Annotated in this window: 12 protein-coding genes; 3 read left to right on the forward strand and 9 right to left on the reverse strand. The window is 61.9% G+C overall.

Features of this window, described 5'->3' with window-relative positions:
* Positions 1–99: 99 nt before the first annotated feature.
* Positions 100–1,002, reverse strand: coding sequence for a phosphoribosylaminoimidazolesuccinocarboxamide synthase (locus tag O8W32_02330; protein ID WII09680.1), 903 nt, complete (start codon positions 1,000–1,002; stop codon positions 100–102).
* 286 nt (positions 1,003–1,288) lie between these two features.
* On the opposite strand from O8W32_02330, the gene O8W32_02335 reads away from it, so the two are divergent.
* Together O8W32_02335 and O8W32_02340 are read left to right on the forward strand one after the other, a co-directional pair.
* On the forward strand, positions 1,289–1,777 hold the full coding sequence (locus tag O8W32_02335; protein WII09681.1) for a hypothetical protein: 489 nt from the start codon (positions 1,289–1,291) through the stop codon (positions 1,775–1,777).
* Between the two features lie 3 nt (positions 1,778–1,780).
* Complete coding sequence (locus O8W32_02340; protein ID WII09682.1) at positions 1,781–2,242, forward strand: hypothetical protein; 462 nt, start codon at positions 1,781–1,783, stop codon at positions 2,240–2,242.
* Positions 2,243–2,324: 82 nt separating this feature from the next.
* On the opposite strand, the gene O8W32_02345 is transcribed toward O8W32_02340, so the two are convergent.
* From O8W32_02345 to O8W32_02365, 5 genes are read right to left on the reverse strand one after another with little or no spacing between them, the layout of a single operon-like run.
* Positions 2,325–3,047, reverse strand: a complete 723-nt coding sequence (locus tag O8W32_02345) for a HesA/MoeB/ThiF family protein (GenBank protein WII09683.1) — start codon at positions 3,045–3,047, stop codon at positions 2,325–2,327.
* Positions 3,044–3,526: a CinA family protein gene (locus O8W32_02350; protein ID WII09684.1), complete on the reverse strand. Its 483-nt coding sequence runs from the start codon at positions 3,524–3,526 to the stop codon at positions 3,044–3,046. Before O8W32_02350 ends, O8W32_02345 begins: the two co-directional genes overlap by 4 nt.
* A gap of 1 nt (position 3,527) precedes the next feature.
* Complete coding sequence (locus O8W32_02355) at positions 3,528–4,058, reverse strand: nicotinamide-nucleotide adenylyltransferase (protein WII09685.1); 531 nt, start codon at positions 4,056–4,058, stop codon at positions 3,528–3,530.
* On the reverse strand, positions 4,055–6,196 hold the full coding sequence (lonB, locus tag O8W32_02360; GenBank protein ID WII09686.1) for an ATP-dependent protease LonB: 2,142 nt from the start codon (positions 6,194–6,196) through the stop codon (positions 4,055–4,057). Before lonB ends, O8W32_02355 begins: the two co-directional genes overlap by 4 nt.
* A gap of 1 nt (position 6,197) precedes the next feature.
* Positions 6,198–7,358 (reverse strand): hypothetical protein, encoded by a 1,161-nt coding sequence (locus O8W32_02365; protein ID WII09687.1) that lies wholly within the window; start codon positions 7,356–7,358, stop codon positions 6,198–6,200.
* Positions 7,359–7,469: 111 nt separating this feature from the next.
* Between O8W32_02365 and O8W32_02370 the strand changes: the two genes are divergently transcribed.
* On the forward strand, positions 7,470–9,734 hold the full coding sequence (locus tag O8W32_02370) for a DEAD/DEAH box helicase (protein ID WII09688.1): 2,265 nt from the start codon (positions 7,470–7,472) through the stop codon (positions 9,732–9,734).
* A gap of 98 nt (positions 9,735–9,832) precedes the next feature.
* Here O8W32_02370 and O8W32_02375 read toward each other — a convergent pair whose 3' ends face one another.
* From O8W32_02375 to O8W32_02385, 3 genes are all read right to left on the reverse strand, one after another.
* Complete coding sequence (locus O8W32_02375) at positions 9,833–10,357, reverse strand: ribonuclease III domain-containing protein (GenBank protein ID WII09689.1); 525 nt, start codon at positions 10,355–10,357, stop codon at positions 9,833–9,835.
* Between the two features lie 162 nt (positions 10,358–10,519).
* Complete coding sequence (gene thrC, locus O8W32_02380) at positions 10,520–11,740, reverse strand: threonine synthase (protein WII09690.1); 1,221 nt, start codon at positions 11,738–11,740, stop codon at positions 10,520–10,522.
* Position 11,741: 1 nt separating this feature from the next.
* Positions 11,742–12,686, reverse strand: a complete 945-nt coding sequence (locus O8W32_02385; protein WII09691.1) for a homoserine kinase — start codon at positions 12,684–12,686, stop codon at positions 11,742–11,744.
* Positions 12,687–12,825: the final 139 nt, after the last annotated feature.

Below are 12,825 nucleotides of genomic sequence, written 5' to 3' on the forward strand. Positions count from 1 at the left end.
GAACAGCAGAAAACGACAGAGAAAGATGATGAACGGACGGCAGGGTGATGCCCCGCCGCCCGGAAATGGTTTTCCTGAGGATCTCCCGGCGGGGCCCGCTCAGAACTTCTCGCCGGTGATGCGCTCGTACATGTCGACGTAGAGCTTGCTCACGCGGTCGATGATCTCCTGGGGGAGAGCAGGTATGTCAGGCTCCGGAAGGCCCTTCTCGCGGGCGTCGTAGAGCGCCTTGTGGTAGCCGGTCTCGCGGTAGTACTGCCTGACGAATTCCTTGGAGAGCTCGACGATGTTGCCCTTGGCGTACTCGTCGGCGTCCCACCAGCGGTCCTCGTCGAGAGTACCGAAGGTGTCCACGACCATGAGCTTCCTGTCCTTGTCGTAGCCGTACTCTTTCTTGCCGTCGCAGTGGATGAGCCCCCTCTTGGCGGCCTCTTTCGCGATGATCTCATCGATCTTCAGGGTGGTGGCGACGATCTCGTCGTATTCGCTGTCGGTCAGGCCGGCGATCTTCTTCGCTTCGGCCGTCGTGAGGTTCCTGTCGGTGGCCTCCAGTTTGGTGGTCGCCTCCACGTAGGGCTGGGGGAGCTTCTCGCCGTACTTCACCTCATGGCCCTTGGGGAACCCGAGGTCCTCGGCCTTGATCTTCCCTGCTTTGACGCGGTCCATCAGCGAACCGGCGGCATAATGCCTGCAGATGATCTCCAGGGGGATGAGGTAGTTGGTGGTCTTGTTGTTGATCTGGGAGTAGTCCCTGATGACGCGGACGCGCTTGACATCCATCCTGTCCTTGGCAGGCTCGGAGATGTAGTGGTTGTAGATCCCGTTGTCGTTGAGGACCTTGAACCAGTACTTCGCGGTGCGGCACAGGGTCTCGCCTTTGTGGGGGACCATAGAAGGTATGATCTTATCGAAAACGGAAATGTGGTCGGTATAGGCGAACTCCAGGGTATCGTCGTCGATCTCGTAGACCTCTTTGACCTTGCCGGTCATGATCTTCTTCATGTTTCGGGCCATCTGCTACAACATATTTATTCCCAGCCGAAAGACGGGCCGCCGATGCCTGCCGGAAAGGACGGTGATCCGGCGGCCGTGTTAATAAAATTCAGATTGGCCGGAAAGTACGTCATATTTTTTGTAATGATATGACATTTACAAAATATGATAGTAGTATGAAGATAATTTGAATTAAATCGGCTTTATGAAGTTAAAGATAACATCAAATTCTATTTAATAGTTCATCGCGATTACGTATCCAACCTCCAGATGGGAGGGATGGAAGTGATACCAAATGGAAACCAAGATCGATTCCCGTATCATCGGGATTATCGCGGTCATGGGCATCATGATGGTCGTCGCTGCGATTTTCATGAACTGGATTGCAGTCGACGATGCATACCTCGGATACAGCGGGCTCCAGATCGGAGACCTCGTTGACGGCGGGGACTATGACGATTGGCAGCAGAACGTTCCCCTGATCGTCTTCATCCTCGGAATCATCATGCTCATTCTTGAAATCATATCTCTGATCATGCCTGACATGTCCAAGAAGATCGAGGCGATCATGCCCTCGCTCACCTTCATTTTCGGCATCGTCATAATCATCCTCTGCGCGCTCTTCGCATGCTGGGACCTGTTCGACGAGCACACCGTTCTGCTCGTGACGACCGACCCCTGCGATGCAGGCGCCGGATGCTGGACTGCCCTCGTAGGTGCGGTCATCTGCGTCATCTGCAACCTCGGACAGGTCATCGCGACCGTCAAGAAGAAGGAGGCCTGAACAATGGCGAAGCTCAACATTGAAATCAACAAGGCGACAGGGACGCTTGCGCTGATGGGCATCATACTGATGGTGTTCTCGGTCCTTATGACCTGGCTCGATGTCAATACTAACCCTGACATTTCCGCAACCGGCATAGACCTGTTCAGCAACGATGATCTCGACGACTGGCAGTCTAACATCCCCATGATAGTCACCATCCTCGGTGTCATCATGCTGATCCTCGAGTTCGTCTCCATCCTCGTGCCTAACATGTCTAAGAAGATCAAGGCCTCCATGCCCCTGATCGTCTTCGTGTTCTCGCTGATCTCCATCATCCTGTTCGTGCTCTTCGCGACCTGGGACGAGATCGACGACCCTGTACAGGTCGGCGGCGGAGCCTACGCGGTCCTCCTGGGAGCTATCATCTGCCTCTGCGCGACCGCCGGACAGGCGTTCGCCATCCTGAAGCAGAAGGCCCAGTAAGTCTGAGAGCAAAACATCTTACCGGGCCTCCCGGCCCGGACGTTTTCCATAATTTTAAAATCCTGGACAGAAGAAGACTGTCTTATTTGCGGCGGCGCAGACTCCCGCAGACAGGGCAGCCGGGATCGCTGCAGACGTCCAGCACCTCATAGGAAGGAACGGAAAGGTCGGAGGTAAGCATCCTCCCGATAAGTGGGTCTCCGACGCCGGTCAGAACCATGATCGCCTGCAGAGCCTCGGCCGAACCGAAATGCATCACGGCCGCCCCCATCGACGGGGTCGGTCTGTCCGCTTCCTTCACGCGCCCGTAGAGGCATTCGAGGCAAGGGGTCCTCCCGGGGACCACCACGGTCAGCTGCCCCTGCATCCCGGAGATACCGGCATGCACCAGGATTTTCCTGTTACTCACGCACCACCTGTTGAGCTCCCTGCGGGACGAGATGCTGTCGAGGCAGTCTAGCACCACGTCGCATCCCTCGAACACCATGCCGGCGCTGCTGCTGTCGATCTCCCTGACATATGCGGACACCCTGATGTGAGGATTGACAGACAGCGCCCACTCCCTCAGGAGCTCCGCCTTCGGCCGGTCCGAGTCCTCGCGGTATACGAACTGGCGGTTGAGGTTGGAGATCTCCGGCGTGTCCGGATCGGCCAGGACCAGTTCCCCCACGCCGGCGGATGCCAGGGCGGTGACAGCGGAAGTCCCGAGGCCGCCGCACCCGGCGACACCGACCTTCGAATGTGCCAGCTTCTCCTGCCCTTCCTCTCCCAGAAGGGGCAGCTGGCGGCTGTAGCGCCCGTTCATGGGCGGCCTTCGCAGATCTCTGAGAGCATGGTCAGGGCCGCTTCGGCGGACTGCCGGCGGACATCTTCGCGGTCCCCTTTGAAATGGAAGGTCACGGCCTTGTGCGAACTGCCGGATACGGCCGCGATGCAGACGGTGCCGACAGGCTTGGTGTCGGTAGCCCCTCCGGGGCCCGCGATGCCGGTGACCGCCACCGCGGCGTCGGACCTGTACAGTGCCAGGGAGCCGCGCGCCATGCACAATGCGGTCTGCTCGCTCACCGCCCCGAACTCGAAGAGGATCCCGCGGGGCACCTTCAGGATGTCCTCCTTGGCGGTGTTCGAGTAGACGACGGCCGAGCCAAGGAAGAACGATGAGCTCCCAGGCACGTCAGTGATCTCGGCGCCGATGAGGCCGCCGGTGCAGGATTCCGCCGCGGAGACCCTGAGCCCCTTCTCGCGGCAGACGGCCGCCAGCCTGCTGACAGCATCCTCGGCCATATCATGCCTCGTCGTCCATGCCGATGTCGCGGACCCTGCCGGCACCGTCGATCTCATCGATGACCTCGGCCACCGCACCGGGGACCAGGGACCTCCAGTCCCCTCCGGAGGCCATCCTCCTGCGGACCTCCTTCCCCGAATAATCCCTGCGGTTGTAGAGCGGCGAGCGCTCGACCCTGTACCCGGCCTCCTCGAAGAGGCGGCGGGTCAGGGGATTATTGGAGTACACCGTCCTAAAGGGAGGGCACATGGAGACAACGTGAGAGACCCAGACGGAGTACCTGTTGAGGTCCTCCACCGGGACGACCGAGCAGTTGGTGATCCCCTCGGCGGCCAGGGCCCTCTCGATCATGAGGTAGCGCTCCCCTGCGGTGAAAGGGTTGTCCGGACGGTGGGAGTACTGGGCGCTGCCTATGCCGACGGTCACATGGTCGGAGACGGCGGCGACCCTGCGGATGACCTCCATATGTCCCAGGTGCAGGGGCTGGAAGCGCCCCATGACCAGCGAGTACTTCTCGAATCCGTCTGTCATCGCTCGCCGGCGCTCTGAACGCCTTCCTGCTGGGGTGCATCGGCCGCAGGGGCCTGCGGGGCATCCGCCGCAGACGGGGACGGCTCGGCCGCCGCCTGGGCATGCGCCTCGTACTGCACCGGGGGCTGGACCTTCTCGTAGCTGGGGCCGTCCGGATTGAGGACGTCGAGCCTCTGGAGCAGCATGGTCTTGGCGGGGCAGTCGGCGAACGCCAGCTCCGCGACGTCGCGGTAGGTCCTGACGCCGAAGACCTCCATGGTCTTGTAGAACCTGCTGCGGATCATGACGTCCTTGATGTTGTCGTAGGGGATGAGCGCGGTCTTTATCCCTGCGGACGCCGCGGCCTCGAGCTTGGCGGTGACGGCGCCCACGGGCAGCACCTTGCCGCGGACGTTCAGCGATCCGGTCATGGCGAGGTCCTGCCTGATCGGGATGTTCTCCAGGGCGGAGAGTATGACGGTGGTCATGGTGATCGATGCCGAGTCGCCCTCGACGCCGTCGTAGGTCCCGATGTACTCGAGGTGGATGTCCACCTCCGAGATGTTCCTCGAGCTGAAGTTCTTGATGACCGCCGTGATGTTCTCGACAGCTTCCTTGGCTATCTCGCCGAGCTTACCGGTGGCGATGATCCTGCCGCCGTCCTTGTGGGCCGCAGGGGTAACCTCGGCCACGATCGGGAGCATGATGCCGGAGTACTCGGCCATCCCGGTCCCGGGATCAAGGGCGGCGAGGCCGTTGATCTGCCCGACGGCCGTGCCGGTGGTGTTGAAGAGCTGGTAGGCCTTCGATGCCTCGATCTGCCTGTCGGCGATCTGCTGCTCCAGGGACCTCGCGTTGATCTTGGCGGAATCGACATCGGCGAAGGTGGTGACCTCCGCTCCCCTGGCGACTGCCACATCTCCGGCGGCGCGGATCAGGCCGCCGAGCTCCCTGAACCTCAGCGTGAGCCTGCCCTTCCTGCCGGCCCTGCGCTGGGCCTCCTTTATGATCTCGCCGACGGCATACTTGTCGAAGGGCGGGATCTTCCCGTCCTTCCTGACCTCCTGGGCGACGAACCTGCAGATGTCGGTCCTGTGCTCATCGGTGTCGGGCATCGTGTTGCGCATGTAGACCTCGTAACCGTACCCGCGTATCCTGGACCTGAGCGCGGGGTGCATGCCCTTCATGGCGTCTAGGTTCCCGGCGCAGACGAGGACGAAGTCGCAGGGGACGGGCTCGGACTTGACGAGTGCTCCCGAGGACCTCTCGGACTGGCCGGTGATGGCCATCTTGTGCTCCTGCATGGCGGTGAGGAGGGACTGCTGGCTCTCCATCCTCAGGGTGTTGATCTCATCGATGAAGAGGACACCCTTGTTGGCGCGGTGGATGTCTCCGGCCTCCAGCCTGCTGTGCGCAGGGGTGCCGAGGCCTCCGGACTGGTACGGGTCGTGCAGGACATCTCCCAGAAGCGCTCCCGAATGGGTGCCGGTGGCATCCACGAAGGGGGGTTTCTCGCCGGCGTCGTGGCCCACGAGGAGCTTCGGCGCGTTGTTGATATCGTTCCTGGGCGCCATGGGGTTCCTGGCGAACAGGAGGATGATCATGACCGCGAAAAGCGAGATGAAGAGGATGTAGTAGTTCGCGAACATCAGGGTCCCGAGCAGACCGAGGATGACGATCGCGGCGCATGCGTAGAGGTGCGAGGTCTTCTTCTGATTGTCGTGGGCGGATGCCGCCGCTTTCTGCTGCTGGACGATCTGCTTCCCGCGGCCGGCGGGGAACACCCTGATGCGGGGCTCGTTCTCGTCCTCCGGATTGGCGTATGCCACGATGTCCTGGAGCTCGTCCTTGGGCAGGTACTCGGTCATCGAGTTGGCCAGCATCGACTTCCCGGTGCCGGGCTCTCCGATCAGCATCATGTGCCTCTTCTGGGCGGCCGCCTTCTTCATGACCTCGACCGCCCTGTCCTGTCCGATGACCCTGTCGGCCATCTTGTCGGGGATGGGAATGTCCTTCGTGCTCGCGAAGGTCTGCTTCTCGATCCATTCCTCTACCGGGACGTCGGCCAGGACCGGATCCTTCTCGTCCCTGCTCTCGATGGCATCTCCGCCGTCTTCCGCGCGGAAGGTGCCGAATCCATCATTGTTTCTTCCAGCCATTTCACTCACCCTTCTTCGCGATTGTGATCAGCACATAGACCAGTATCAGGCATATGAGCCCCATGACTATCCACGGGGCGATGTTCATGATCGTGTCGGCAAGAGAATCCTCCGCCGGCCACGTGTAGCCGCTGTCGCTGAGCTGCAGTGCATAGAACGGGTAGTACGCTGTGTTGTAATCGCTGTAGAACGCGAACGGCTGGTGGGACTGGCTGAATGTCGCCCCGTCCACCTTGTCGTAGGCCCCGCAGCAGAGGTAAGCCTTCTTGTCGTCTCCCGTGGAATCGAAAGTGATGTCGACGCCGTACACCTTGGATCCGTCGACGATGACCTCGTTCCACGCGTGATAGCCGTTGTCGGACGACTGGGCTCCCAGTCCGATGACGTTTATGACGCTTATGCCGGAGGCCCTCGCCAGGAGTGTGAACGCGTTCGAATACCCGTCGCAGACGACCACGTACCTGTTCTCGTCCGTGTTCTTGATGAGGAACGCTCCCACGACCGTATGGTCATATGCCCACTCATTGTCCTTGTCGACGTTGGGATCGTAGCGGTAGATCGATGCCGAGGTCAGATGGAAATTGATCTTCTCGATCTTGGTCAGGGTCGTGTCCGAGGACGAGAACCCGAAGCCGTCCGATATCTCTGTGACCCTGGCCTCGATAGCGGTGATGACATCCGAATAGGAACTGTACGTGGTCCCCGATGCCGAGCTGAGAGCTGTGAGAGTATAGTCGCTGAGGGCGTTTATCGTGAACGTCAGGCTCGAAGTGCTCGTGATCTCGATGGTGCTTCCTGTGGTGCTCTGGTAACCGGCATTGACCCCCCACACCCAGAAGGCATACGGGTCATCGAGCTGCGTCGCATTGGCAGCGGTCAGGACCGCCGTGTACGCCTGGTCCTCCGAGGAATAGGACACGCCGCTCACGGTCACAGTGAACTTCCCCGACGATTCGTCATAGCCGTTGCCGCTGGCGCTCTTCAGATCCTCCATCGCCTCGTAGATTTTCTTCTCGCTGTCATTGAGCTGGCTGTAGTAATAGCTGGCCGTGTCCCCCGAATATGCGGAGTCGGCATCCGAGTCGGCGGCCCAGAACGCCGCCGCGGGAGAGACCAGTACGATGGCCGCCGCGAGGATAACGACCAATACGTGTTTGTTCATCGGCAGTCCCAATCCTCTTCTCTTATTTAATAACGATAATAAATACGGGAACCGGAGGCGCCGCATGACAGCGGCGAAAACGCCTTAACGCGATTTCGGATGGGGGAACACATGAAGTTCGGCGACCTAGACATACCGGAGGAGCTCAAGGGGCTGCTGGAGGCCCAGGGTTTCTCCGAGATGTACCCCCCGCAGGCCGAGGCCATCCCCAAGGCGCTCTCCGGGAGGAATCTGGTCGCCGCCGTTCCCACCGCCTCCGGGAAATCGCTGATCGGTTTCATACCGGCGCTGACCTCGGTCCTGCGGGACCGCTGCCGCGTCCTCTACATCGTCCCGCTGAAGGCGCTGGCCTCCGAGAAGAGGGACGACCTCGCGAAATTCTCTGATCTGGGTATCCGCACGGTGTCAGCCACCGGCGACCCCGACAGGGACGAGGACATAGGGAACGCCGACATAGTCATCGCCACCTCCGAGAAGGCGGACTCCCTCATCCGCCACGGGAACCGCTGGCTCGACGGCCTGGGTCTGCTGATCGCGGACGAGGTGCACATGATACACGACCCGGGGAGGGGGCCCACCCTGGAGGTCGCCATGACCAAGCTGATGCTCAGGAACCCCCGCCTGCAGGTCATCGCGCTGTCCGCCACCGTCTCCAACGCCGAGGACCTCGCCCGCTGGCTGGATGCCGACCTGGTCAAGTCCGATTGGAGGCCGACGAAGCTGAGGGAAGGGGTGTACTTCAACGGGGAGATCGTCTTCGACGACGCTTCCTCCGTCCAGGTCCCCCCAGAGAAGGACGAGATGTGGGGCCTGATCAAGCAGACCGTGCAGGAAGGCGGCCAGGCGATGGTCTTCGTGAACTCCCGCAGGTCCGCCGAATCGCTCGCCTCCAAGTACGCCAAGCGCATGCTGGCACTTACAGGATCGAGCATCACCAAGGCAGAGCGCACGGTGCTCGAGGGCGGGGCGGAGACCACCGCGGTCGGGACCAAGCTGGCGGAGTGCGTCTCCTGCGGGATAGCCTTCCACCATGCCGGCCTCGCCTACGGTCAGAGGCGGGCGGTGGAGGACGGGTTCCGCGGCCGGAGGATCAAGTGCATCGTCGCCACCCCGACGCTCGCCGCTGGGATCAACCTTCCAGCCAGGAGGGTCATCGTCAGGGACACCTCCCGTTTCGAGGCCAACGCCGGCAGCGTCCCCATACCGGTGATGGAGATCAAGCAGATGTGCGGGCGCGCAGGGCGCCCGGGCTACGACCCCTGGGGGGAGGCCGTGCTGATCGCCAAATCCTACGAGGACTACGAGCACCTGATGGATGATTACGTCTGCCACGACACCGAGAGGATCACTTCCAAGCTGGGGAACGAGGCGGCGCTGAGGTCTCACATCCTGGGGCTCATCGCCACGGGGGATGCCGGGTCCGAGGACAGCATAAAGACCTTCCTCGAGTCCACTTTCTTCGGCTCCACGAGCCAGATGTACGGCGTGGAGCAGCTGATCTCCAATGTCGTGGACTTCTTGGACGAGAACGGGATGGTGGAGACCGCAGGCGACAGCATCCGCATCCTCCCGTTCGGGAAGAGGGCGTCGGACCTCTACATCGACCCCTGGACGGCTGTCATACTGAAGAAGGCGGTCCTGAAGATGGACTCCTCCGCCGACGAGCTGCAGATCATGCAGGCGATCGCCTGCACACCCGACATCATGGGGATGTACCCGAAGAAAGGCGACAGGGACATGCTCGAGTCGATCGACGCCGAGTACGACGGCGACTGGCTCTGCACTATAGAAGACGAGTGCGGGACGGACGACGGGGACGTCGCCTGGGACAATCATATGTCAGACCTCAAGACAGCAGTCCTCCTGAGGGATTGGATAGAGGAGAGGCCGGAGGAGTCCATCACCGAGGGGCTCGGGGTCGGCCCCGGCGACATCCGCTCGCGCGTGGACTCGGCGGACTGGATCCTCTATGCCATGAACGAGGTGGCCATGATCTTCAACCCGGACGCCTCCGGGATGATCAAGCCCCTGCTAACCAGGATGCGCTACGGTGTGAAGGAGGAGCTGATCCCCCTGGTCTCCCTGCGCGGCATCGGCAGGGCGAGGGCGAGGACCCTCTACAATGCCGGGCTGAGGACTCGCGGCGATATAGCCAGAGCAGATGAGTCCGAGATAGCGTCACTCCCCAAGATCGGCCCGTTCCTGGCCGGGAGCCTCAAGGACCAGGTCGGCCGCGAGGCGCCCGAGGTCTCCGCGCCCGGGGACGATGCACCTCCGCAGGAAGACGACGAGGAGACCGATTACATGCTCGAGAAGATGGCCGCGGAGGAAGAAGAGAAGACCGGCTCCGGGCAGAAGAAGCTAGACATGTACTGATCCACGGCATGAATCTGACGGTGCATAACGGTCCGCGATGTGCCTGATATCTTACGTCTGGCACATCGATGGAGGACCATTCCGCGCATCAGGCAGCATCATGCGGAGCCGGGATGCCTCACGGCCTCCTGCAGCTTGCTTTCGGTGTCTATGAGGGACTTCCAGCGCTCAACGATGCCCCGGATCTCCTCCATGTCCCTGTGCTCCATGTAGATGCCTCCGAGGGTCCCCTCGACGGCCGTGGCGACGTGCTTGTGGGGCCTGTCCTCGTTGGCTGACCCTTTCGGCTCCCATCCGTAGTCCCTCGGGAAGTTCGGGTCCTTCCTGTCGTAGTACATGAACCCCAGGATCCCGTAGTGCCTGCCGATGACCTTCGTCAGGACCTCATCGGTCTCGTACCTCTGCCTGGCCTTCGAGAGCTGCTCCTCCCTATCCATGAGCATAAGCGTCAGCATGAACTTCAGGAGCGAGTCCCCCAGGGTCGCGAGGTCAGAGTTGTCGGACCCGTGTCCGGGGACGTTCATGTCCGTGTACTTCTTGTACGACCCGTCGGTGAGCCCGCGTTTCACCCAGGGCAGGTTCTCCCGGTCCTCCAGAGCCTCAGCGAATGCATCTTCCGCCATCGTTCACCATCGTCCAAGGCCCCGGCCATGCCGGCGCCGCTGTCTGAAGGAATGACAGTTCCCCCCTTTATGGTCTCTGCGCATACCCAGACAGCAGAAAAACGTACCTGTCTCAGCATGCTGAACGGGAGAATCCGGGGCCGGGGGCCCCGGTAAGCACGTTCAGTCCTCGGCGAGGATACGCTCGACATCCTCGACGGAGTTCTGGCAGGGTATGGGCTTGGGGACGTTGGCGAGGATGGTATCGGGGTCCTTCAGGCCGTTGCCGGTGCAGATGCAGGCGACGGTCTCGTCCTTCTCGATGATGCCCATCTCGCGGAGCTTCTTGAGGCCGGCCACGGACGCGGCCGAAGCGGGCTCCACGCAGATGCCCTCTTTCCTGCCGAGGAGCTGCTGAGCGGCGATGATCTCGTCGTCGGTGACGGTGGCGCAGTATCCCTTGGTGTCGTAGATGGCCTTGAGCGCCTTCTGCCCGGACACGGGGTTCCCGATCCTGATGGCGGTGGCGACGGTCTCAGGGCTGCCGACGGGCACGAACTCGGTCGCACCCTCCGCGAAGGCGTTGGCCACGGGCGCGGCGCCGGCGGCCTGGATGCCGGTCAGCTTGGGGACCTTGTCGATCCATCCGAGCTCCTTGAGTTCCATGCAGGCCTTGTAGACCGCCCAGATGTTGGCGGCGTTGCCGACGGGCAGGATGACCCTGTCGGGCATCTCGAAGCCCAGCTGGTCCCAGATCTCGAACATGACGGACTTCTGGCCTTCGGGCCTGTAGGGGTTGATGGAGTTGAGGAGGTACAGTTTCCTCTCGTCGGCCATCTTCCTCGCGAGTGCCAGCGCGTCGTCGAAGTTGCCGTCGACGGACAGCACCTTGGCCCCGAAGAACAGGGCCTGCGCCAGCTTGCCCATGGCGACCTTGCCGGAGGGGAGGAACACGGCGCATTTCATGCCGGCCTTGGACGCATATGCGGAGAGGGCGGCGGAGGTGTTCCCGGTGGAAGCGCATCCGACGACCTTGGCGCCGAGCTCCTTGGCGTGGGACACGCCCACGGTCATGCCGCGGTCCTTGAAGGACCCGGTCGGGTTGAGCCCCTCGAACTTGACGTAGGCGTTGGGGACGTCGACGGCCGCCCCGAGGGCCTCGGTCTTGTACAGGGGGGTCCCGCCCTCCTGGATGGAGACCTTGTGGGCCTCGTCGACGGGCATGAAGTCGGCGTACCTCCAGACCCCCAGGGGCTTCTGCCTGAGGTCCTCGGGGTTCTTCTCCGATGCCTTGGACAGGTCGATCCTGATGGTCAGGAGGCCGCCGCACTTGGGGCACAGGTTCACATACGGGTCCTTGACCTCGTTTCCGCACTTCCAGCAAACAACTTTGTGTTCTACCATTTCAAATCCTCCTGCATCCGCTGCCGCAGACAGTTACCCAGACGTCCACTTTCATTCCCGCATCGCGGTAAACGTTCTTTATCGCATCGGCGATCCTGTCGCCGAGCTGCTTCCCTTTCTTGAGGTCGTAGAAGGCCATGATCGCGGGCCCGGAGCCTCCCATGAAGGAGACGATGGCCCCGGCGTCCGTGGCGGCCTTCTCGGCCTCGGCCAGGTGGGGCACCAGGTGCTTCCTGGCCGGTTCGAAGACAGCGTCCTTTACGGACCGTCCGATCAGGCCGAGGTCCCCTGTCATCATCGCATACACCATGGCCGCCGAGTGCCCCGTGTGGAAGACGAGGTCCTTCACCGGGACCTCCTTCGGGAGCACTTTCCTCGCATCGGCGGTGGCCACCATGACGTCGGGCAGGGCGACGACCAGTCCCAGGTCCTTCGGGGGCTCTATGCGGAGCACCTCGAAAGGCTCGTAGGAGGGGATGACCGTGAACCCTCCGAGGATGCACGGGGCCACGTTGTCGCAGTGGACGGCGCCGGAAGTGTATTTCTCCGACTGGGCCGCGCACATGATGAGCTGGTCCTTGGGCATCTTCTCCCCGGTCATGACGTAGGCGAGGTACGCCCCGCCTGCCGCCGATGCCCCGGAGGAGCCGATGCCCGAGCAGGGCCTGATGCCCTTGTGGATCTTCACCTCTATCCCGAAGTCGGCGTGCATGGCGTCGAGGACGGCCTTCGCGGCGATCGTGACGGAGTTCTTCTCCGGGTCGCGGGTGATCCCCTCGGAGCCGGGCCCGTCGATCCCGCTGATGACGAGGCCGGAAGGTATCTTCCTCCCTTCGATGATGTCCGCGGGCTCATGAATAGCGAGCCCGAATATGTCGAAGCCCGCCCCTATGTTCGAGGTCGTGGCCGGCGCGGATATCCTGATCCATTCGTCGCTGTTTTCCATCGGCGCCTCCATCGTCTTCCCTTATTAAGAAGTAACATCGTCCGGGCGCGTCCCACGTACAGAACAGAGCATCGGGAAAAGGGTTCCGTGAAGGGAATGCGGGCGATGGTTTAAAGGCAGGCCCGTGTGTTGCGGGCAG

The organism is Methanomassiliicoccales archaeon LGM-DZ1 (genome assembly GCA_030168595.1).
GTDB lineage: Archaea > Thermoplasmatota > Thermoplasmata > Methanomassiliicoccales > Methanomethylophilaceae > Methanomethylophilus.

What these genes read in the sequence shown, in the direction of transcription:
- O8W32_02330 (WII09680.1), bottom strand. Translation starts at nt 1,002, where the DNA reads ATGAAGAAGATCATGACCGGCAAGGTCAAAGAGGTCTACGAGATCGAC.
- O8W32_02335 (WII09681.1), top strand. Translation starts at nt 1,289, where the DNA reads ATGGAAACCAAGATCGATTCCCGTATCATCGGGATTATCGCGGTCATG.
- O8W32_02340 (WII09682.1), top strand. Translation starts at nt 1,781, where the DNA reads ATGGCGAAGCTCAACATTGAAATCAACAAGGCGACAGGGACGCTTGCG.
- O8W32_02345 (WII09683.1), bottom strand. Translation starts at nt 3,047, where the DNA reads ATGAACGGGCGCTACAGCCGCCAGCTGCCCCTTCTGGGAGAGGAAGGG.
- O8W32_02350 (WII09684.1), bottom strand. Translation starts at nt 3,526, where the DNA reads ATGGCCGAGGATGCTGTCAGCAGGCTGGCGGCCGTCTGCCGCGAGAAG.
- O8W32_02355 (WII09685.1), bottom strand. Translation starts at nt 4,058, where the DNA reads ATGACAGACGGATTCGAGAAGTACTCGCTGGTCATGGGGCGCTTCCAG.
- lonB (WII09686.1), bottom strand. Translation starts at nt 6,196, where the DNA reads ATGGCTGGAAGAAACAATGATGGATTCGGCACCTTCCGCGCGGAAGAC.
- O8W32_02365 (WII09687.1), bottom strand. Translation starts at nt 7,358, where the DNA reads ATGAACAAACACGTATTGGTCGTTATCCTCGCGGCGGCCATCGTACTG.
- O8W32_02370 (WII09688.1), top strand. Translation starts at nt 7,470, where the DNA reads ATGAAGTTCGGCGACCTAGACATACCGGAGGAGCTCAAGGGGCTGCTG.
- O8W32_02375 (WII09689.1), bottom strand. Translation starts at nt 10,357, where the DNA reads ATGGCGGAAGATGCATTCGCTGAGGCTCTGGAGGACCGGGAGAACCTG.
- thrC (WII09690.1), bottom strand. Translation starts at nt 11,740, where the DNA reads ATGGTAGAACACAAAGTTGTTTGCTGGAAGTGCGGAAACGAGGTCAAG.
- O8W32_02385 (WII09691.1), bottom strand. Translation starts at nt 12,686, where the DNA reads ATGGAAAACAGCGACGAATGGATCAGGATATCCGCGCCGGCCACGACC.